Source organism: Micromonospora sp. DT47, from assembly GCF_049844475.1.
Classification (GTDB): Bacteria; Actinomycetota; Actinomycetes; order Mycobacteriales; family Micromonosporaceae; genus Micromonospora.
Map to the genome: position 1 here is coordinate 37,258 of NZ_JBNCLC010000012.1, position 21,391 is coordinate 58,648.

Annotated in this window: 16 protein-coding genes and 1 pseudogene; 5 read left to right on the top strand and 12 right to left on the bottom strand. The window is 68.4% G+C overall.

Features of this window, described 5'->3' with window-relative positions:
* Positions 1–68: 68 nt before the first annotated feature.
* Genes ACLQ2U_RS19410 through ACLQ2U_RS19420 form a run of 3 tightly spaced genes read right to left on the bottom strand, consistent with a single transcriptional unit; the run spans position 69 to position 2,432 of the window.
* Entirely contained in the window at positions 69–626 is a 558-nt protein-coding gene (locus ACLQ2U_RS19410) for a hypothetical protein (RefSeq protein ID WP_425752101.1), read from the bottom strand.
* 7 nt (positions 627–633) lie between these two features.
* Positions 634–1,464 carry an ABC transporter permease gene (locus tag ACLQ2U_RS19415; RefSeq protein WP_425752102.1) on the bottom strand — a complete coding sequence of 277 codons (831 nt, stop codon included), beginning with the start codon at positions 1,462–1,464 and terminating at the stop codon, positions 634–636.
* Entirely contained in the window at positions 1,461–2,432 is a 972-nt protein-coding gene (locus ACLQ2U_RS19420; RefSeq protein ID WP_425752103.1) for an ABC transporter ATP-binding protein, read from the bottom strand. Before ACLQ2U_RS19420 ends, ACLQ2U_RS19415 begins: the two co-directional genes overlap by 4 nt.
* Before the next feature lie 178 nt (positions 2,433–2,610).
* On the opposite strand from ACLQ2U_RS19420, the gene ACLQ2U_RS19425 reads away from it, so the two are divergent.
* The 3 genes from ACLQ2U_RS19425 (at position 2,611) to ACLQ2U_RS19435 (ending at position 5,838) form a co-directional block, all read left to right on the top strand.
* Positions 2,611–3,288, top strand: coding sequence for a response regulator transcription factor (locus ACLQ2U_RS19425; RefSeq protein ID WP_425752104.1), 678 nt, complete (start codon positions 2,611–2,613; stop codon positions 3,286–3,288).
* A gap of 31 nt (positions 3,289–3,319) precedes the next feature.
* Positions 3,320–4,651 carry a sensor histidine kinase gene (locus ACLQ2U_RS19430; protein WP_425752105.1) on the top strand — a complete coding sequence of 444 codons (1,332 nt, stop codon included), beginning with the start codon at positions 3,320–3,322 and terminating at the stop codon, positions 4,649–4,651.
* Between the two features lie 431 nt (positions 4,652–5,082).
* Complete coding sequence (locus tag ACLQ2U_RS19435; RefSeq protein ID WP_425752106.1) at positions 5,083–5,838, top strand: AfsR/SARP family transcriptional regulator; 756 nt, start codon at positions 5,083–5,085, stop codon at positions 5,836–5,838.
* A 124-nt stretch (positions 5,839–5,962) separates the two neighbouring features.
* On the opposite strand, the gene ACLQ2U_RS19440 is transcribed toward ACLQ2U_RS19435, so the two are convergent.
* The 8 genes and pseudogenes from ACLQ2U_RS19440 to ACLQ2U_RS19475 all read right to left on the bottom strand — a co-directional run.
* Positions 5,963–9,160, bottom strand: a complete 3,198-nt coding sequence (locus ACLQ2U_RS19440; protein WP_425752107.1) for an efflux RND transporter permease subunit — start codon at positions 9,158–9,160, stop codon at positions 5,963–5,965.
* A gap of 34 nt (positions 9,161–9,194) precedes the next feature.
* The gene (locus tag ACLQ2U_RS19445) at positions 9,195–9,635 is read right to left on the bottom strand and encodes a hypothetical protein (RefSeq protein WP_425752108.1); all 441 of its coding nucleotides are present in this window, start codon (positions 9,633–9,635) and stop codon (positions 9,195–9,197) included.
* A 151-nt stretch (positions 9,636–9,786) separates the two neighbouring features.
* Positions 9,787–13,008 carry an efflux RND transporter permease subunit gene (locus ACLQ2U_RS19450; protein ID WP_425752109.1) on the bottom strand — a complete coding sequence of 1,074 codons (3,222 nt, stop codon included), beginning with the start codon at positions 13,006–13,008 and terminating at the stop codon, positions 9,787–9,789.
* 675 nt (positions 13,009–13,683) lie between these two features.
* Positions 13,684–15,093, bottom strand: a complete 1,410-nt coding sequence (locus ACLQ2U_RS19455; protein WP_425752110.1) for an ABC transporter substrate-binding protein — start codon at positions 15,091–15,093, stop codon at positions 13,684–13,686.
* A gap of 20 nt (positions 15,094–15,113) precedes the next feature.
* Positions 15,114–15,905, bottom strand: a complete 792-nt coding sequence (locus tag ACLQ2U_RS19460; RefSeq protein WP_425752111.1) for a carbohydrate ABC transporter permease — start codon at positions 15,903–15,905, stop codon at positions 15,114–15,116.
* Between the two features lie 35 nt (positions 15,906–15,940).
* Complete coding sequence (locus ACLQ2U_RS19465) at positions 15,941–16,906, bottom strand: carbohydrate ABC transporter permease (RefSeq protein ID WP_425752112.1); 966 nt, start codon at positions 16,904–16,906, stop codon at positions 15,941–15,943.
* A 264-nt stretch (positions 16,907–17,170) separates the two neighbouring features.
* Positions 17,171–17,740, bottom strand: coding sequence for a nucleotidyltransferase family protein (locus ACLQ2U_RS19470; RefSeq protein ID WP_425752113.1), 570 nt, complete (start codon positions 17,738–17,740; stop codon positions 17,171–17,173).
* A gap of 62 nt (positions 17,741–17,802) precedes the next feature.
* Positions 17,803–17,898 (bottom strand): annotated as a pseudogene (locus tag ACLQ2U_RS19475) (IS5/IS1182 family transposase); the annotation flags it as partial.
* A gap of 179 nt (positions 17,899–18,077) precedes the next feature.
* Between ACLQ2U_RS19475 and ACLQ2U_RS19480 the strand changes: the two are divergent.
* Positions 18,078–18,725: a hypothetical protein gene (locus ACLQ2U_RS19480; protein ID WP_425752114.1), complete on the top strand. Its 648-nt coding sequence runs from the start codon at positions 18,078–18,080 to the stop codon at positions 18,723–18,725.
* 54 nt (positions 18,726–18,779) lie between these two features.
* On the opposite strand, the gene ACLQ2U_RS19485 is transcribed toward ACLQ2U_RS19480, so the two are convergent.
* Positions 18,780–20,663, bottom strand: a complete 1,884-nt coding sequence (locus ACLQ2U_RS19485; RefSeq protein WP_425752223.1) for an AMP-dependent synthetase/ligase — start codon at positions 20,661–20,663, stop codon at positions 18,780–18,782.
* Positions 20,664–20,922: 259 nt separating this feature from the next.
* On the opposite strand from ACLQ2U_RS19485, the gene ACLQ2U_RS19490 reads away from it, so the two are divergent.
* Positions 20,923–21,351: a DUF7144 family membrane protein gene (locus ACLQ2U_RS19490; RefSeq protein WP_425752115.1), complete on the top strand. Its 429-nt coding sequence runs from the start codon at positions 20,923–20,925 to the stop codon at positions 21,349–21,351.
* Positions 21,352–21,391: the final 40 nt, after the last annotated feature.

Here is a 21,391-nt window from a genome sequence, read left to right on the forward strand (position 1 = left end):
TGGGCGGCGGGGGTGGCGCGGCCCAGCAGCCGGTCAGTGTCAGGGTCGTCGTCAGCGCCCTGCCCCCGTCAGCCCGTACGTCGGACGCTGTACCGGGCGGCTGCGGCCAGCAGACCGAGCAGGACCGGCACGACGATGGCGACCGGCAGCGAGCCCCCAGCGGTCAGGGTCGGCTTCCCGGCCACCGTGACGTGCAGCGGTTGACTCGCCAGCAGCGGGCCGGCGCCCGCCGTGGAGTCGCCGTTGGGCATGAGCACGACGTAGATGTCGAAGCTGCCGGTGTTGACGGCCTGGACCTGCCAGGACAGCGACGTACTGTCGCCTGGTGCCACCGGCACCACCTCGCGGGTCACGTCCGCCGACCAGTCCTCCAGGTCGACGTAGACGCCGTCCAGACTCGCGACGTTGAGGTGCGCCACCAGCCGGTCGGTCGGTTCCTCACCCGAGTTGACCACGCGGGACTCGACAGTCAACCTCTGGCCCACGACGGTGTCGAGCCGGTTCTGGTCCAACACGACCTCGACGGCGCCCGGCAACGGCGGCGGAGCGGCTGCCGCCGGAGCGGACAGGCCGACGGGAACCGTCAGCGCCAGCAGCAGCCCGGTGAGCGCGAAACCTGTGTTCATTGTCCGGTCACCCTCTTTCCAGGCGGACGATCCGGCTGGCGGCGGCAACCAGGACGCCACCGGCCAGCACCGCGGTGAGAAGCGGGGATGTCAGGTAGGACAGATCCCGCGTCCAGGTGTGCCCGTTGACGAGCACAGCCGTCAGGTAGTGCAGCGCCGCGCCGACCGGGTTGAGCCGGACGAGGAGATCTCCGAACCACCCCTTTGGCGCGCCGCCGGGCAACTGGGTCGGCGCGAAGAGCGCCAGCAGCAGGAACAGGCTCACCGCGAGGCTGACCTTGTTGGAGCTCGACACGGCGCTGATCAGCAGACCGAGCGCGGCGAGCGCGACCGCCAGCAGCGTGCCGACGAGCAGGCCGAGCAGCAGCGCCTGCCCCACGATGGACACTCCGCGTCCGAGCACCCACAGGTACGGCACGCTCACGACGAAGGTCGCGAGCCAGAGCGACAAGGCGGCGGCCATCTTCCCCAGCACGATCGCCCGGCGGGAGACGGGTGCGAGCAGCAGGCTCTCCAGCGTGCCCCGCTCCCGCTCCCCGCTGATCGCGTCGGCGCTGACCACCAGCGTGACGAGGACGCCGATCGCCACCGCAACCTGCAGGGTGAGGTTCACCGCCTCCCGCTGCTCGAGGAAGTTGAGCACCTGACTGGTACCGGCAAGGTAGGTCATGACGCTCAGGACGACGCTGAACGCGAAGACCAGCGCCGGGCCGCGCCCGCTCACCCACAGATCGCGGCACTCCTGTTCGGCGACGACCCGCCAACCCGGGCCATCGCCGCGAACCCCGCCCGCGCTGGGTTCGGCGTTCCGGACCCGCCCCCGCAGACCCGTCGTCATCGGACACCCTCCCCGGTCATAGCTAGGAACGCGTCGCTGAGCCGCGCGCCTTCGACATCGAAGGACAGGACCGGCACGTCGGCGCTCAGCACCGCCCGCAGCGGTCCATTCATCCCCGGATCCGCGCCGGCCTGCGTGACGACCGACCGTTCGTTCACGGAGAACTTGAGGATGTCGGGACGTTCATCGGCCGGCTCCATCGTCAGGCCGGCAACCCCCGCGAGGGCGTCCCGGGCCCGACCGATCAGCTCGATCGGTACGCGCATCTGCGCGTACCGCTGAGTGGGGACAGCGCGGGTGACCTCGCCGAAAGTGCCGGAGACGAGGACCTTTCCTTTGTGAAGGATCAGCACGCTCGTGCAGATCTCCTCGACGTCCGGAAGGGTATGGGTGCTGAGGATGACCGTCGCTCCTCTGACCGCCGCGATCTCGCGGACGATCGACAGCATCTGACGTTGCCCGGCCGGGTCGAGCCCGAGCGTCGGCTCGTCGAGGAACACGACAGCGGGATCGTTGACCAGCGCCCGTGCGATACCCAGCCGCTGCCGCATGCCACGGCTGTACGTGGAGATCCGCGACGAGCCACGCTCGGCCAGGCCTACCTCCGCCAGTAGCCGCTCGGCGACCCGCGCGGCGTCCGGACGGGCGTGGCCGAACAGCCGCGCGTGGTAGCGCAGGTACTCCTTGCCCGTCTGGTGTCCGGGATAGCCGCTGCTTTCCGGCAGCACCCCTATCCGCCGTCGAATCTCGCCCGGCCGGGTGCAGGGAACACCAGCCACCGAGAACTCCCCGCTCGTCGGCGCGAGCACCGTGGTGAGCAATCGGATGGTGGTCGTCTTGCCCGATCCGTTCGGCCCGAGCAGTCCCACGACCTCGCCCTGTCGTGCCGTCAAGCTCAACCCGTCAACCGCCGTACGGTCCCCGAACCGCTTGGTGAGCCGCACCGCCTCGAGCTGCACGCTGGCCATGAGCGTCCCCTCTCTCGCCGTGTGCGAGGTGGCGGCGCGCCACCCGCGGTCCGTTCGACCAGGACGTCATGGCGACTGTACGGCGGGTTGGCTGAAGACCGGCTGAACGCGGACGAAGCCGGAGGTCTGCGTCGGCGGCTTCAGCGGGCAGTAAGCCGGCGAGTGGCACACTTGGGGAGTGCGCATCCTCGTGGTCGAGGACGACAAGCACCTCGCCCGGTCAGTCAAGCGTGGACTGGAGGCCGAGGGGTTCGCTGCTGAGGTCGCACTCGACGGCATCGACGGCCTCTGGCGGGCCACGGACGGCGACTTCGACGTCATCGTTCTCGACATCATGCTTCCCGGCAAGAACGGCTTCCAGGTGTGCGCCGAGTTGCGTGAGGCCGGCAACTGGACCCCGATTCTCATGCTCACGGCCAAGGACGGCGAGCTGGACGAGGCGGAAGCTCTCGATACCGGAGCCGATGACTACCTGTCCAAGCCGTTCTCCTATGTCGTCCTGGTCGCCAGAATTCGGGCGCTGCTGCGCCGGGGTTCGCGGGAGCGCCCGGCCACGCTGAATGTCGGCGACCTGCGGCTCGACCCCGCCGCCCACCGGGTCTGGCGTGGGGAAACGGAGGTCTCACTCACTCCGCGCCAGTTCGCCCTCCTCGAGTTCCTCATGCGGCGTCCGGGCGAAGTGCTTTCCAAGGGCACCATCCTCGACCACGTCTGGGACTTCGCGTTCGACGGCGACCCGAACATCGTCGAGGTCTACGTCCGGCACCTACGCAGGAAGATCGACGAGCCGTTCGGTCGATCCGCGATCCGGACCGTCCGTCTCGTCGGTTACCGACTGGACCCCGATGGCGGCTGAAAACCCCCGGCCTCGGGCACGCCTCACGACGGTGCGCGCCCGCACCACCGTGGCCGCCACGATCGTCGTCGGTGTCGCCCTCGTGGTCACCGCCGTGAGCCTGGTGGTGTTTCTGCGTCGTTCGCTGGTCGAACGCGTCGACGACATTGCGAGGGTACGTGCGCACGACGTCGCGACCCTGGCCCGCCAGGGCACGCTCCCCACGGAGCTGGCCGTCGAGAGTGACGACGGAAGCATCGCCCAGGTCGTGGACGGCGCCGGCCGGGTGGTGGCCGCCACCGCCGGACTTCGGCGCGATCAGTCTCTCGCCCGGTTCCGCCCTCCCGGGGCGGGGTCCGAGGTTCGCACAGTGGACGGCCTTCCGTTCGGCGAGGCCGGCAGCTACCGGGTCATCGCGCTGCCCACGGCTACGCCCGAAGGACCGGTGACCGTCTACGTTGCGGCGAGTCTCTCCCCGGTCGATGACGTCGTCGACGTTCTCCAGGGCGCCCTTGCCACCGGTGCTCCACTGCTGCTGGCACTCGTCGCCGTCACGACCTGGACGGTCGCGGGTCGCACCCTGCGGCCGGTGGACGCTATCCGGGCCGAGGTCGCCGACATCTCCGAACGCTCCCTCGACCGGCGCGTGTCCGTGCCGGCCACGGACGACGAGATCAGTCGGCTCGCGGGCACGATGAACATGATGCTCGACCGGTTGGATGCCGCCGCCGAGCGTCAACGTCGCTTCGTCGCGGACGCCTCGCACGAGTTGCAGACCCCGCTGGCCGCGGCGCGCACCGATCTGGAGGTCGCACTCGCCCACCCCGACAGCACCAGGTGGACGGAGACCGCGGCCGACCTGCTCGCCGCGAACCGTCGCATGGAGCGGCTGGTCCGGGACCTGCTGTTCCTCGCACGGGCGGACGCCGGCGTTCCCCGCCCCCCAGCCCGTCCCGTCGACCTCGACGACATCGTCCTGGCCGAGGCGGCCCGGATCCGTGGCAGCGGCCACCTGCGGGTCGACACCGGCGCGGTCTCGGCGGCTGCCGTCGACGGCCGTCGCGACGACCTGACCCGGGCCGTACGCAATCTGTTCGACAACGCCGAGCACTATGCCTCGTCCCTGATCAGGGTCGAGCTCGGCAGCGACGACCGCCGGGTCACGTTGATCGTCCACGACGACGGGCCGGGGATTCCGCCCGCGGACCGGAAGCGCGTCTTCGAGCGATTCACGCGCCTCGACGACGACCGGAGCCGTCGCACGGGCGGCACCGGTCTCGGTCTGGCCATCGCGAGAGAGATCATCGACGCACACGGAGGCTCGATAGACGTCGAGGACGCGCCTCGCGGTGCACGGTTCGTCATCCGCCTACCTGCGCGCTAATTGACCGCCTTGCTGGGAAAGACCCGGCGAATCCCCCTTTATGGCAAACGCACTTTGTGAGGAGGGCAAGGCGGGGCACGTGCACTTGCCTGTTGCGGAAATGCGCGTCTTGTTAGGCAATGAAATTGTGCTGGTGGCCCCGAATTTCTGATGATTACTCGCTTTTACCCGCGAAGACAGACTGAATCGGCCTCTAGTGTCACAAATTACACTTAAACCTTGACATTCATATGCACATTCTGTTACATCCTGGTTTAGGTGCGTTCGACTGGCTTGGCGAGTGCATACCACTTGTGAGTTGGTGTCGACGAATACAGAGAACGTGGCCAATCGACCGATCAACCGTTTCATCACAAGCATCGACGGCCTGGATCCGAGACCCTGCGCAGCGAGGCGGAGGAGGTGTAGACGCACCACGGGGGGAGGGGGTTGTGGAGTTCCGGCTCTTGGGTGCAGTGGAGGCATGGGCGGGTGATCGACAAGTCGATCTCGGGCCCCGCCAACAGCGGCTTATGCTGGCGATCCTCGCGCTGAACGTGAATCAGCTTGTGCCGCTCGACCGCCTCGTTGACCTGACATGGCCTGAATCGCCGCCCCCGACCGCACGTCATGCCATCCACGTCCGCGTCTCGCAACTGCGCACCGTCCTGGCCATGGCCGGTGCGGACGGTGAAGGCATAAAGATCACCACGCGCGGCCGGACCTATGTCCTGCGGGCCGACCCCATGAGCGTGGACGCCCACCGCTTCCGCGCCCTCCTCGCCGGGGCTCGTCTTGAGATGGACGACCTGGAGAAGGCGGCGATGTTGCGGCGCGCGCTCGATCTGTGGCACGGACCCCCGCTGGCCGACGTGGCGACCCCGCGAGTCGAAGATCTGTGCCGGGGACTGGAGGAAGCGCGGTTGACGGCTGTGGAGGAATGGTTGGACGCGCAGTTGCGGCTCGGCGGGCACGAGGCCGTCCTCGACGAGCTCGCCGAGTACGCCGGGCAGTATCCGTACCGGCAACGACTGCTCGCGCAGCTCATGCTCGCCCTGTACCGCGCCGGCCGCGCCGCCGACGCGCTGGTCGCGTACCGGCTCGCGCGGAGTCGGCTGGTCGACGAGCTCGGACTCGACACATCGCCGCAGCTGCAGAAGCTGGAGAGGGCGATCCTTCGCGGCGATCCTGGGCTTGACCTGCCGTGACCCAGCATCCCGCCGGACCCGCCGGCGACCACTACCACCCGCCGGAGGGGGCGAGGCAGATATTGGCGAGGTGATGTCGCCGCCGGCGATTCGTCGTAGCTGGGATGGGAGTCCGTCAGTCATGTCAGGCGTGGGACCTTCTGGGCCGCCAGGCCGTGGGCCAACCGAGCGTTGCTAGAGGAGGTCGCCGGCGGGTGGACGAATCCTCGTGTCGGCCGAAGCGCAGATAGAGGGACGGGAGGACGAACAGGTTCAGCAGCGTCGAGGTGACCAGGCCACCCAGAATCACGACCGCCATCGGGTGTTCTATCTCGTGACCGGGACGGCTGCCGGCGATCACCAGGGGAACCAGGGCAAGTCCGGTCGCCAATGAGGTCATGAGGATCGGCGAAAGCCGCTCCTTCGCGCCGCGGAGGACGAGACCTCGGCCGAATTGCTCAGACTCCTCCCTTTCGAGATGCTGGAAGTGATTGATCATCAGGATCCCGTTGCGGGCGGCGATGCCCAGCACGGTGAAGAATCCCACGAGCGACCCGAGCGAAAGGATGCCGCCACCGAGGTATGCCGCGAGGATCCCGCCCACCAGAGCCATGGGCAGCGTGAGGAGGACGAGGAACGCCAGCCGCCAGCTGTTGAAGGCGGTGGTCAGCAGGAAGAGGATCCCGATCACCGCGACGCCGGCGAAGAGCAGCAGCCGGTCCTGGGCCGACGTGGCCTCCTTGTACTCACCGAGCAGTTGCGGGTGGTAGCCGGGCGGGAAGTCCACTGTGGCCAGGCGGCGCTCGACCTCGGCCGCGACGTCGCCCAGCGCCTTGCCCGCGGCCACGTTGGCGCCCACGTTGATGTACCGCGAACCGTTCTCCCGAAGGATCTGGTTCGGCGTGGGGACCACCTTGACCTCGGCGAGCTCACCGATGGGGATCTTGCGCCCGTCCGCTGCGTCCATGAGCAGGTTGCGGACGCTCTCGATGCTGTGTCGCGCCTGCGGCACACTCCACACGTGCACCTCGGTGTTCTTGCCGTTGCGCCAGATGTCGCCCGCCTCCTCGCTGGCGATGAACGTGGCGGCCGTACGGCGCACGTCGCCCGGCTTGATTCCGTACCGTGCCGCCTTGGCCAGGTCGACCTCGACGTGCACCTGAGGGATGCTGGTCTGCAGCGTCACGTGCTCCTCTATGATGCCGTCGACCCCGGCGATGAGGTCCTTGACTTCGTTGGCCTTCTCGCGGAGGACGTCGAGGTCGTCGCCGGCGATACGGATGATGATGGCGTCGCTGGAGCCGGTGAGCACCTCCTTGGTGCGCTCCTTCAGGTAGGTCTGCACGTCGCGCTGCAGCCCGGGGTAGCCGTCAACCACCTTCTGGACCTCGGCGACCGTCTTGTCGTAGTCAACGTTCGGGTCGATGCTGATCCAGTTCTCGCCGAAGTTCATACCGACAACCTCGTCCGAGAGGGTGCCCTGTCCGATGTGGGCGCCGAAGTTGCGGACCCCCGGGATCGCCCTGAGCTCCTTGCTGGCCTGAATGGCGATGCGGACACTCTCCTCCCGGGACGCACCGGGCTGAAGCACCCAGTGCATAAGGAAGTCGCGCTCCTTGAACGCGGGGAACAGGTTCTGCCCGAGTTGCGGCACCACCAGGGCGCCGCCCGCTACGACGAGGACGACGGTCGCGTAGGCCAGGACGGAACGGGGGATGATGCGCGCCAGCAGCGCCGTGTAACCCCGCTGGAGCCAGCGCACCAATGGTGACTCGCGTCGCTCGATCGACGACCTGGCCAGCAGCATCAGGGCGAGCGCCGGGACGACCGTCAGCGCGACCAGCAGTGAGGCCAGGATCGCCAGCCCGTAGGCGAACGCCATGGGCCGGAAGAACGAGCCGGTGAGCCCCGTGAGCATGAAGATCGGGACCGTGGACACCAGGATGATCATCGTGGCCTGGACGATCGGACCCCGCACCTCCAGCGACGCCTCGAGGACGATGGCGGCGGTCGACTCTGTGCTGCCCTCCCGTCGACGCTGTCGGATGCGGCGCACGATGTTCTCGACGTCGATGATGGCGTCGTCGACGAGCACGCCGAGCGCGATCACGAGCCCGGCCAGGATCATCGTATTTATGGTGGCCCCGGTCCAATGGAGCACGAGTCCCGCCGCGACGAGCGAGAGTGGGATCGAAATGGCGCTGATCAGTGCCACGCGCCACTCGAAGAGGAAGAGCACGAGAATCAGGACCACCAGGATAAAGCCGATGACCATGGCGCGGCCGAGGTTGTCGACTGAGGTCTCGATGAAGGTGGCCGGCCGGAAGATCTCGGTGTCGACCTGCAGGCCCTGCATACCCGGAGCGAAGTCCTTCAGTGCCGCCTCGACCCCGCGGGTCACCTCGAGGGTGTTTCCCCAGGGCAGCTTCTCGACGATGAGCATGAGGCCCAGGCCGTCGTTGATGACCGCGTCGCCGATGAGCAGTGACGGCGGCATGATGTCGTCCGTGATGTAGGCGACGTCCTTGAGGTAGACCGGCTTGGCGCCCTTCGGCACCTCGATGGGAATCTCGGCTAGCTGCTGCCCGGTCAGGGCGGGCAGCTGGTGCTGCACCTGGAACCGGTGATTGGGGGTGTCGACGAATCCGCCGGTGCCGATCTCGAACCCGCCGCGGAACTTCAGCTGGCCCACGTCCACCGCGTCGCCGGCGGCCTCCATGACCTGGGCCAGCGTCACGTTGTGCTTCTTCATCAGCTCGGGGTCGACAAGGGCTTGCTTGACGTGCCAGCGGTCGCCCCAGATGCCCACGTTCGCCACGCCGGGGACCCGCATGATGCGGGGGCGCAACGTCCAATAGGCCTGCAGCGCCATCTCGACGTGGGCGGCGTCGGACTTGTCCGCCTGCGAAATCCCGATCTTCATGACCCGGCTGGTCGACGACAGCGGTTGGATCATGAAGGGAGCATTGGCCCAGCGGGGAAGCCGCGGCGTGACGGCGGTGATCCGCTCCTGTACCAGCAGGCGCGCCTTCATGATGTCGGTTCCCGGCTTGAAGATCATGAGGATTGACGAGAGCTGGGAGACCGACTTGGAGCGCATCACATCCAAGCCCTCGATCCCGTTGAGCCCCTGCTCAAGCGGGACCGAGACGAGCTCCTCGACATCCTTCGCGGAGAGCCCGATGCACACCGTCTGTATCTCCACCCGGGGTGGCGCGAACTCCGGGAAGGCGTCGATCGGCATGTCGCGAATCTGCACAACGCCGAAGAACATCATCATCGAGGCCCCGACGACCACGAGGAATCGGAGCTTCAGGCTCGTTCCAATGATCCAACGCATCATGGCCAGGGTCCCTGCTCTCGTACCGACCGACGGATTACTTGCCGACTCCGAGTTCGGCGCCGTATAGCTCCATCACGCCCACCGTCACGACCGTCGTTCCCACCGGCGGCCCCTCGGACAGGAACGCCTCGGTCCCGTCGGCGCCGCCCACCGTCGCGACCACGACCTTCTGCCGGATCTGGGTCAGGGCCTTCGGAACCGTGTAGACCCAGGTCGTGCCGTCCGGGGTGTACAGCACCGCGGAGTACGGCACCACGGTCATCACGTTGGCCGTCTGGCTGCCCGGCGTAGGCGAGTTGCCCGCCGTGGGCGAGTTGCTCGGCGTGGCGGAGCTGCCCGCCGTGGGCGCGTTGCCCGGAGACGGCGGCGTCATGGACGACTCGCGGACCTCGACCGTCTCGATGCCGAGTCGATCGGACGCCTGCCGGGTCAGTTTCACGCTCTTGACGCCGTTGTCATCGGCTTCACCGATCACGGCGGGAGCCTCCAGGTCGGGACTGCTCCCCGGGGCCGACTGACATCCCGAAAGGACCAGGCCTGAGGTGATCAGTATCGCCACCGCCCATCGACCACTGGTTCGCATGTGGTCGCCTCCTCGTGTGTGCATGGAGCTTCCTGCTTCCCGGTCAGGCTGACGCTGGGTTCGTACCTGTTTGTTGGCCCGTCGGATCCGGTTGTGGCCGCGGCGCGGGCAGCGACCCGGACGGGGGTTGAGCCCCGGCCGGCCGTTGAGTCGGCGTCGCGAAGCGCAGGTAGAGGCCGGGAAGGACGAGCAGATTGAGCAGCGCCGTGGTGACCAGGCCGCCGACGACGATCAATGCGAGCGGGCTCACGATCTCGAGACCGGAGACACTGCCGTAGAACACCAGCGGCACCAGGGCCAGCCCGGCCGCCAGGAGGCCCACCACCGTGGGGATGAACCGCTGCCGTGAGCCGAGCGCGACCAGGTCGGCACCAGGCTTGTGGCCTTCCTCTTCAAGCCGCTGATACTGCCGGATCTGCAGTACGCCGCCGCGAATGGCCATTGCCAGCACGGTGAGCAACCCCAGCAGCGACACCGCCGAGACGGCGCCCCGGGCGACGACCGCCAGCAGCAGCCCGCCTGCCAGCGCCGTCGGCAGGAGCAGGAAGTACAGCAACGCCAACCGCCAGCTGCCGAAGCCGGCCTGCAGCAGGAAGAAGATCAGGATCACGGCGCCGACCACGAACGTCCACACCCGGAAGTCGGAACTGGCCTGTGCCTGACCCTCTCCGAGCACCTCAAGGTGGTGCTCACGGGGGAACGTCACCTGTTGGAGGCGGTTCTTGACCTCGCTGGTGACCGCGCCCAGACCACGCCCGCGGACGTTCGCGACGACATCGATGCTGCGGGAGACCTGGTCGTGCGTGATGACCACGGGCTTCGCCGCGACTCTGACGTCGGCGACATCGCCCAGGCGCACCTGCGTCGGGCCGCCACCCGGGCCGCCGACCGGCGCGTCGATCCGAAGATCCTGGATGGTGGACAGGTTCTGCCGCACCGCGGGGACGCCCCACACGACGACCTCGAACACCTTCTGATCGTCGAAGAGGTTGCCCGCGACCGTCGCGGCCACGAGGGTGGCCGCCGCCCGGCGCACATCGCCCGGCTTCAGGCCGTACTTCGCCGCCTTGGTGATCGAGACCTCGATCTCCACCGTGGGCTGGACCTGATGCGTCCGGACCCGTGGCTCGGCGACGCCGTTGATGCCGGAGATGATTCCGAGCACCTCCTGCGCCTTTTCATTGAGGACGTTGTAGTCGTTGCCGTAGATGCGTACGACGAGGTCCTCCGCCACACCCCGGGTCACCACCTCGCGGATCCGCTTGTCCGAGTAGGTGATCACGTCGCTCTGCACGCCGGGATAGCCACCGACCACCCGCTGCACGGCGGCCAGGGTCGTGCCGTAGTCGGCCCCTGGGTCGATGCTGAGCCACACCTCACCGGAGTTGATGCTGACGATCTGGTCCGACGCCATCGCCCGCCCGGTGTGGGCTCCGACGTTGCGCACCCCTGGAACGGCCCGCAACTCGGCGGTGAGCGCGGACGTGACCCGGTTCATCTCCGGCCGGGACGTACCGGGCGCCGCCTCCCAGCTGATCAGCAGGTCCCGCTCCTGCAGCGTTGGCGACAGCGGCCGTCCGCCCAGGAACGGCAGGGCGACCAGCCCCGCCACCACGAGCAGGCCGACCATCGCGTACGACCAGACAGGCCGTCGCAGCACGTTGGGCAGCAACCCGGCGTACGCCCGTTCCAGCCGCCCGGCCAGCGGCGACTCGCGGTGCTGCAGGGACGTGCGGGAGAGCAGCAGCGTCGCCAGCACCGGCGCGATGGTCAGCGCGACCACCAGCGAGACCGTCGTGGCCACCAGGAAGCCCTGTGCGACCGGCGTGAAGAACGCGCCGCGTACCCCGTCCAGGATGAAGAGCGGCACCACCGAGACCGCGACGATCACCGCGGCGACGAAGAGCGGGCCGCGCACCTCGAGGATGGCAGCACGAATGGTGTCGGCCACCGACTCGTCGGAGGACTCGTCGCGGCGCTGGCGCAGCCGCTGCCGGACGTTGTCGACGCCGACCACAGCGTCGTCCACGACGATGGCGAGGGCCATCACCAGCCCCGCCAGGGACATCATGTTGAGGCCGACGCCGAACCACGACAGGACGAGCACCGTCACGGCTACCGACGCCGCGATCGTCACGAGACTGACCAGCGCGGCGCGCCAGTTGAACAGGAGCGCGCCGAGCACCAGCACCAGCAGGATGGCGCCGAGGATCAGCGTGGTGGCCAGGTTGTCGACCATCTTCTCGACGAAGGTGGCCGGGCGGTACACCGTCGTGTCAATCTGCACGCCTGGCATGGCGGATCGCATCTCGTCGAGTGCGGCCTCCACGTCCCGGGTCACGTCCGCGACCTTGGCGCCCGGGAACCGCTCCACCACGAGCATGAGGCTCGGGGTGTCCTCGACGAGGGCGTCTCCGGTGAGGATCTGGTGATCTTCGACGATCTGGGCGACGTCACCGAGGAGGACCCCCCGGTCCTCCGCGCCCTGGACGGTGACCTTGGCCAGATCGTCGGCGGTCTTGATCGGCTGGTTGTGCTGGATCTCGATCCGCTGGTTGGCGGTGTCGATGAAGCCGCCCAGTCCGGGGGTCGACGCCTCCACAAAGGTCAGTGGCGAGGTCCACAACGCGTTCGCCGACGTACGCAGCACCTGGTCGAGCGTGACACCGTGCTGCACGAGCTTGGGCGGATCGACCTGCACCTGCAGTTGCCGGTCGCGGAACCCCCAGATGGCCACGTTGGCGACGCCGGGGACGCTCAGCAGGCGGGGCACGATCGTCCAGCGGGACAGCAGCGACATGTCGATCAGTGAGCGGTCCTCCGACGAGAGGCCGATCATCATGAGTCGACCGGTCGACGAGAGGGGCTGCACCACCAGCGGCGGCTTCGACGAGGCCGCGGGCAGCATCGCGACCATGGTCAGCCGCTCCTGCACGACCTGCCTGGCCCGGATCGGGTCGGTGCCCGGCTCGAAGGTCATCTCCATGGACGACAGTCCCGGGATGGTGCGGGACTCGAGCTTGGCCAGCCACGGGATCCCGTTGAAGAACTCGTTCTCCATCGGGTTCGTGATCAGGTTCTCGACCTCTTCGGCGGAGAGCCCGAGCGCCTCGACCTGCACGTCCACCCGCACCGGCCCGAACTCCGGCAGGGCCTCGACCGACGTGTTGCGAAGCTGAACGAATCCGACCGCCATCAGGGTCACGGCGATCGCAAGGACCAGCCGTTGGTACCTGACGCTCGACCCTGCGATCCACCGCATCATGGTCCGAGACCTCTCAGCTGGAGACTCACGGTTGCCGACTAGGGCCAAGGTTGACGCGGCTCGCTCACACTCCGCTCACACTCCGGTCAGGCCTCGCTCACACTGCCCGCCTCACGTCGGGCGCAGTACGCCGCGACCGCCAGGCAGATCCGCGGATAGGTCGACCTGCGGGCCGCCTTCGCGTTCCGCAAGCTTGCCCACCCGCGCCTCGCCCGCCGACCGGTGCGGACGATAGTGCCGAGATCGAGATCATCCGACCAACAAGATCAACGAAGCCTACGAGCGAGTCCTCGCCTCCGACATGCGGTACAGGTTCGTTATCGACACCTCGACGCTGCACTGAGGCGGTCCGCGCAATCTGCAGACGTCTGGTTTCAGCAAGCCTGTGAACGGCCGCCAGCGACAGCTGGCTGGCCGTTCTCTTTTTCCGACAACTCGTGGTGGCAGCCGCGACGCAGCCCAACACCCTCGTCACCGCACCTGCGGCATCGACCAGAAGCTGGCCGGGAGGACGGTCGTGGCCGCCGGTGGCTACCGCGGCAACCCCGACAATCCAGGCCTCCGCGAGCGCCGGCGGGACTCGCCATGATCCCGCCGGCGACCGGCAACGGGAAGGGCCAGCTCCGCCGGAGCTGGCCCTTCCCGGTGACCGGTTGATCGGTGGTGACGCAGCGGTCAGCTGACCGACTTGTTGTAACTGTCGATGGCGCCCTGCACGCTCGCCGCAGCGTCCTTCATGGCCTGGTCGGCCGGCTTGCTACCGACGATCGCCGCCTCCAAGCCGTCCTCGGACGCCTTGCGTGCCTGCGGCATCACGCCCAGCAGGCAGCCCGCCGACGCGACCGACGGCGGCAGCGCGTGCAGCTGGTCGACGGCGGTGCGGAACTGGGGGAACTTCGCCATCCAGTCCTTGTCGATCTGCTCGTCGAGCGCCTTGCTGTTGATCGGCACATACCCGGTGCCGGTGTGCCACTTGGCCTGGGCGACCGGGTTGGCAGCGAACTTCACGAACTCCCACGCGGCCCGCTTCTCTTTCGCGCTGTGGCCGACGCCGTCGATCCACAAGGAAGCACCACCGATGATCGGTCCGCCCGCGGACGAGCTGCTCACCTTCGGGTACGGGGCGGTGAGGACGGTGAACTTGCCCTTCGCGGCGTCGACGTACCCGCGCAGCACGCTGGTGGACTCCAGGTGCATAGCGACCGTACCCGCTTTGAAGGCCGCCTGGGCGTCGTCGGTCTTGCGGCCGGTGTTCGTCGCGTAGCCGCCCTTCACCAGGTCCGTCCACCACTGCGCGACGCGTACGGCCGTCTCCTGGTCGAACTGCACCTTCGAGGCCAGGCCCTTGCGTCCGTTGCTGTTGTCGCAGTACTCCTTGCCATCGGTGGCGAGCAACTGCTCCAGCAGCCAGCCGTAGATCGCGGCGCCGAAGCCGTACTGGGTCGTCTTGCCGCTGGCGTCCTTGACCGTCAGCTTCTTCGCCAGCTCGCCGATCTCGGTGAGGTCCTTCGGCGGCTTCGTCGGGTCGAGGCCGGCACGCTCGAACGCCTCCTTGTTGAGGTACAGCAGGGGCGTCGAGGAGTTGAACGGCATCGACCACATCTTGCCGTCGACCGAGTAGTAGTTGGCGATGTTCGGCTCGATGTCGGCCGCGTTGAACCCGTCTTTTTCGATGAACTTGTGCATCGGCACGACCTGCTTGGAGTCGACCATGAAGCGGCTGCCGATGTCGTAGATCTGGACCAGGGCCGGCGTGCTCTTCTGCTGGACCGAGGCCTTGTACTTCGCGATCGTCTCGTCATAGCTTCCCTGGAAGACCGCCTTGACCTCGACTTTGCCCCCGCTCTGGGCGTTGAAGTCGGCGACGAGCTGGTCGACGGCGGTGGCGTTGCCCCCCTTCATCGCATGCCAGAACTCGATAGTGGTCTTGTCGGTGGCCTTTTCCAGCACCTCGGCGCCGGGCGCGTCGAGGGCGTCCTTGCCGCTGTCGGTGCCGGACCCGGAGTCGCCGCACGCCGTCAGCGCGGCGGCGGCTACGAGGGCGACGAACGCCGTCATAGTCCGGCGGAGCCGGGGTTTTCTCATTGGTTCTCCTTCTCAGAGGGTCAACGCAGCGCGCCAGCGGTGAGCCCGCGGACGATGTAGCGCTGACCGAAGATCACGACGGCCAGCGTGGGGAGCAGGGAGAGCGCGACGCCGGCGAGGATGAGACCCGGCTGCGCAGCCTCGGCATCGTTGAGCTGGGAGATGCCGATCTGAAGCGTCTGGAATTCGGTGTCGCGGATCAGGATCAGCGGCCAGAAATACTGGTTCCACGCCGAGAGAAAGACATAGACCCCGACCGCCGCGATCGAGGGCTTGGACAGGGGCACGATGACCCGCCACAGCAGGCGCCAGTGACCGCACCCGTCGATCACTGCGGCGTCCCGCAACTCGGTCGGGAACTGCAGAAATGCCTGACGCAGCAGGAACGTGCCGAACGCCGAGGCGAGGAAGGGCAGCACGAGGCCGAGGTAGGTCAGCCCACCCCGCGTCAGGCCCCAGCCGGAGATGGCCAGGTAGTTGGGGATGATGATCGCTTCCCACGGCACCATGAGGGTGCCGAGGAACAGGCTGAATGTCGCCGCCTTCGCGGGCAGGCGAAGAAACGCGAAGGCGTACGCGGCGAAGATGCTGGTGATGATCTGGGCCACCGTGATGACCCCGGCCTGGACGGCGGAGTTGACGTAGAAGCGGCCGAGCGGCACCGAGCGGAACACGTCGGTGATGTTCTGCCAGTGCAGGTCGTGCGGCACCAGCGCGGGCGGGTAGGTCGCCAGGTCACCGGGGCCCATGACGGCGCCGACGAAGCCGTAGTAGACCGGGAACAGAACGGGGATCGCGGCCAGGCCGAGCACGACGTAAACAGTGACCTGACCGAGGCTGAACTTTTTCATCGGTAGTGGACCCGCCGTTCGAGGATGCCGAATTGGACGGCCGTACAGCCGAGCATGATGACCAGCAGCACGACGGCCTGGGCGCTGGCTGCACCGAAGTCGGAGGATCCGAAGGCGAACGCCTTCTCGTAGATCGAGTAGACCAGCGTCGTCGTGGCCTGGTCCGGTCCGCCCTTGGTCAGGATGTGGATCTGCCCGAAGCTCTGCAGCGCGTGGATCGTGGACACCACGACGAGGAAGAACAGTTGCGGGGAGAGCAGCGGCACGGTTATCCGCGACGCCAGCCGCCAGCCGGTCGCACCGTCGAGCCGCGCCGCCTCGACCACCTCGGGCGAGATGGCCGCGATTCCGGCGGAGAGCACGAGGATGTTGTAACCGAAGTTCATCCACACCGTTGCGGCGCAGACGGCGAGCAGCGCGATCGACGGGTCGGTGAGCCAGTTGACCCGGTCGATCCCGAGGGATCCGAGCACGCCGTTCGCCACTCCGATCGCCGGGTTGTAGATGACGGCGAAGACGACCGACGCGGTCGCCACCGAGAACGCGAACGGCAGCGCGAACGCGGTGCGCAGCGCCCGCACCCCGCGTATGCGCGCCTCCAGCAGCAGCACCACGAAGAGCGCGCCCAGGACGGCCGGCACCACCGAGAACAGCGTGAACATCGCCGTCGTGGCCAGAACCTTGCCGAACTCCCCGGACAGCATCTCCCGGTAGTGCTCCCCGCCGACGTACGCGGACGGGGCACCGAAGATGTCGTTTCCGTGCACGGACAGATAGAGGGTCCGCCCGAGCGGCCAGAACACGAACAGGGCGAAAATCGCCACTGAAGGCAACAGCAGCAGCCACCCGAGACCGGGTTCGCCGAACCGTGCGAGCCGCACTCGTCGGGGGGTGGAGCGCATGGACTCGGCGGTCGGCGAGCGGTCGCCCGGTGGCGCGCTGACGGTGAGAGGGGGAGGCACGGCAGCACAGTACCAACGGCATCGAGCAAGGGAAGTCCCTTGATCAGGACCCAAGGCTGTAGGGGTGTCCTGCTGGTTCAGGAAGGCCGGACAGTGAGCTTCCTGACGAGGTTCTCACGTCCTCCGCGGACCGGCAGTTGCTTGCTGACCCCAGGTTCAAGCCGCTGGTCGCCCTCAGCGCGGCCGGTGCCCGGCGGCCTACTTGAGGGCGTGCCGTTCGGCCGCTCGCTGCTCGGAATCCGCACCGTCGTGCTCGCTTTGATCTCAGACCACGACCCGGACGCCCGGCCAGCGCTCGGCGGGGCGGTGCCGGGCCAACCGTTGTCGGGAGAACTCGGGACTGACCCGGGTGGGGTTACGCCGCCAAACACCGTCGAGCAGGTCATCGAGGCCGTGCGGCGCACAGACAGCGACCCGGTCGTTGGCGTCGAGCCGCACCGCCACGGCGGTGGCGTACTCGGGCCAGGTGGCGACCGCCTCGGCGATGGTACGCAACGGCGGGACCGGGCCACCGCCGAACTTGGCGGGATACCAGGTGTGCACGGCGGCCTGATTCTTCGCCTCCCAAGGGGGTTCCGGCCAGATTGCCACCAACCGCCCGGTGGCCTGGTCGTCGTACTCCCGGCTCAGGTCCGCGGGGTCGACGAAAACGACGTCGACGTCCCGCACCGACGACGGGTCGAAGCCGTCGCCGTACCGCTCGCCCCACACCAGGTCGCGGAGGGTGCCCGCACCGACCCAGGCGTCCGGCAGTCCGGAGTCTCGGACGACGCCGAGCGCCCGCATCAGCCACGGGCTCTTCTGGACCAGTCCACGCAACTCGTCCTCCCGCACGTGCCCACCCTAAAGGACGTCTCGTAACGCGGTGAAGGCGTTGGCCATGGCCGCGCTGGTGCTCACCCGGTGAGGGCGATGTTGTGGAGGTGGGCGATGGCGGAAGCGGTGTCGGTCAATGTCCGGGCGGCACGGCGTTAGTCGCGCAGGATCTTCCAGTACCGAGGAAATCGGCGACGAGACTCCCTGCCTTCCTCGGCCGCAACCAGGGCACGCCGATCCTGATGTCATCGCTCACGAGCCCCGGGGCGCAGAAGCCGGCGTCGATGAAGCCGGCAGGAGGTATAGGAAGGACAACACCGGGGCGGACGTGCGCCGGTCGGCTTACAGTCTGGGAATGTGGGATTCTGTTGCCGCGCCGGTGGTGGGCCTGATGGCCGCCGTGGCCGCGGCTGCCCCGACGCCGCCACCGTCCGCCCCGGTGGACGCCGCGCCGGTGCTGACGTCGACACCGTTCGGCGCGCTGCCCGGGCAGCAGGTGACTCACACCGTCACGATCGCCGGTAGCGGCACCCTCACGGCGACGCGGGTCACGTTCACCACGACGGCTGATCTCGACGGTGTCACCGCCCGGGCCGAGCCGGGTCAGTGTGCTGCGTCCCCTCGTACCGTCGTCTGCGACCTCGGTGACCTCCGCCTGGGCACTGCCGAAGCGGTGCCGCGGATCACGATCACCGGCCGGTTCCGCCCGGGTGCGCCGCCGGGCACGCTGGTCCGCAACCGGGTCAATGTCACCTCGGTGGAGTCCACCGCGACGGGCGCCCAGATCGCCAGCAACGCGTATCTGCTCCCGGGGGCGACGCCCACGCCCACCGATCCGCCGCTGGAATCGCCGGGCGTGGCGAGCGACGTCCCGCCGTCCGGACGGTCGATGCGGGTGCCGGCCGTCGCTGCGGTGGTGGTTGCCGGCGCGGTCGCGGCGGGTGCGCTGCTGACGCGTCGTCGGCGGCGGCGTCACGGCCCGCCGACGCCCGGCCGGCTGTAACGACCAGGCACCGGGAGAGTGGCCCCTTCGTTGCCGGCATGTGCGCTGGTCCGGTCAGTGGCCGCGGTAGAGGGCGTCGATGTCGGCGCCGTAGTGCTCCTGCACTACCTTGCGTTTGATCTTCAGCGTGGGGGTGAGTTCTCCGTCGGGTTCGGTGAAGTCCCGGGGCAGGATGCGAAAGGTCTTGACCTGTTCTGCCTTGGACACCGTCTGGTTGGCGCGGTCGATGGCGGTCTGGATCTCCTCGCGCAGCTGCGGGTTGTCCCGCAGGTCGGCGACCTTCGCGCTCGCAGGGTGGCCGTGGTTGGCCCGCCATCGCTGCCACGCCTGCGGGTCGATGGTGACCAGCGCCGCCACGTAGGGACGGCCGTCGCCGAGGAGCATGCATTGGCTGATCAGGGGGTACGCGCGGATCCTCTCCTCCATCGGCGCGGGTGCAAGGTTTGTGCCCGCCGCGGTCACGATGATGTCTTTCGTGCGGCCGGTGATGCGCAAGAAACCGTCCTCGTCGAGGCTGCCCAGGTCACCGGTGCGCAGCCACCGGCCATCGTCGAACGTGTCGCGGGTGGCGTCGGGGTTGTTCCAGTACCCGGCGAACACGACCTCTCCACGGACGAGGACTTCTCCATCATCGGCGATGCGGAGCTCCACCCCGGGCAGCGGGCGGCCGACGGTGCCGATCCGCATCGCCGAGGGCCGGTTCGCCGTCACCGCCGGAGATGTCTCGGTCAGCCCGTACCCTTCCAGCACCGTGATCCCGGCGCCGCGGAAGAAGTGCCCCAGCCGCTCCCCCAGCGGCGCGCCACCGACGATCGCCATCGCGCACCGTCCGCCGAGGGCGGCGCGGATCTTCCGGTACGCAACGACGTCGCACACGCCGTGCACAATCCGCCGCAGTGCGCCCGGGCCTCGCGGGGTGTCCATGGCGCGGCTGTACCCCACCGCCACCCGCTCGGCGAAGGTGAACAGCCATCCCTTGCGCGCGTCGTCGGCTTCCTGCCGGGCCCGGTTGTACATCTTCTCGAACATCCGCGGCACCGCGAGGACGAAGGTGGGACGGTACTTGCGCAGCTGCTCCCGCACGCCGGTGGTGTCGGCGCTGTGCACCATCGTCACGCGGGCGTGCACCACACCGACCTGGATCAGCCGGGCGAACGCATGCGCCAGCGGCAGGAACAACACCGTCGACGCACCCGGATGCAACACCTCCGGCAGCACCGCGGTCGCGCTGCTGACGTCGCAGAGGATGTTGCGGTGCGTCAGCACGCAGCCCTTCGGCCGGCCCGTCGTGCCGCTGGTGTACACGATCGTGGCGACATCGCCGCTGGACACCGCCCGCCGTCGGGCGTCGATCTGCGCGTCGTCGACGTCGCGGCCCAGTCCCGCCAAGGCGAGCAGGCCTCCCGCCTCGATCTGCCAGGTGTGGCGCAGCGCCGGCAGGTCATCGCGCAGGCCAGCAAGTATCGCGGCGTGCTCGGCTGTCTCTACCACACACCCCACCGCGGCCGAATCCCGCAGGATCCACCCCAGCTGATCCGGGCTCGAGGTGTCGTAGACGGGAACGGTGACCGCACCAATTGACCACAAGGCGTAGTCGACGAGGGTCCACTCGTAGCGGGTGCGGCTCATCAACCCCACCCGGTCGCCGTGCCCGACACCGGCGGCGACGAAGCCCCGCGCGAGGCTCAGCACGTCGTCGCGGAACTGCCGACAGGTCACCGGCAGCGCACCACCCCGCACCCCCCGCCGCGCCGGCCAGGACCGGGAAACCGGATCCGGACGGAGGAACTGCACCGCCTCAGGATCCTGGCGGGCGTTTTCCCACACCACCTCCGCCAAACCCGGCACCTGGGCGCCGGTAACCACCGGCTCGACCCTCGCGTCTTGCACGACAGCTCCCCCGCTCGCCGCACCGTTACCCACAAGGCACGAGGTCATCATGACCTGACCAGCGGCTCAACCGGCCGCGAACACCGGAACTTCCCCCGGGCGGGAGCGCAGGCGGTAGAAGCGACTGATCAAATGCCGCGGTCGGAGGAGCCGGCCGAGCTGGGCAGAGGATCTCCGCACTGCGCCGACGTGCGCGGGATCCGCATCGGGCATGCTGGCACCCTGCCCGATCACCGTGGAAGACCAGCCGACGACGGCGTCGCGGGGATCGGGGCCGGTCACGTCACATGGGCCTTAACCTGGGGAAATGGGCTCTCCGCGGGCAGCGAGCGACGCCGGGACGGTGGTGGCGCCCGGTACGTCCGGACCGCGTCGGCCGCTGCTCGCCGCTGGGTTGCTGGCCGGCTCCGGTCTGGTGAACGTGGTCGCCTCCTATGCCATTACGGTGGCGGACTCGTTCATGGTGGTGACCCGTGGGGGCGTCTACGAGGTCGACATCACTGGTTGGGCGTGGCTGCACGTGGCGTTCGGCGCGGCGGTCACGATCGCCGGGCTCCTGGTGGTCACCGGTCGACGGTGGACGGCGCGGGTCGCGATCGTCTGCGCCGTACTGACGATCGGCATCGACGTGCTCGTCTTCCCCTTCGCGCCGTTCCGGGCCGTCCTGGTGGTCGCGCTGAGCGGCTCGGCCATCCGTCTGCTGATCAGGCACCACCGCGCCCGACCGTCCGGCTGAACGACCGCACCGCCGCGGCCGCCCGCCCGGTTCACCGCCG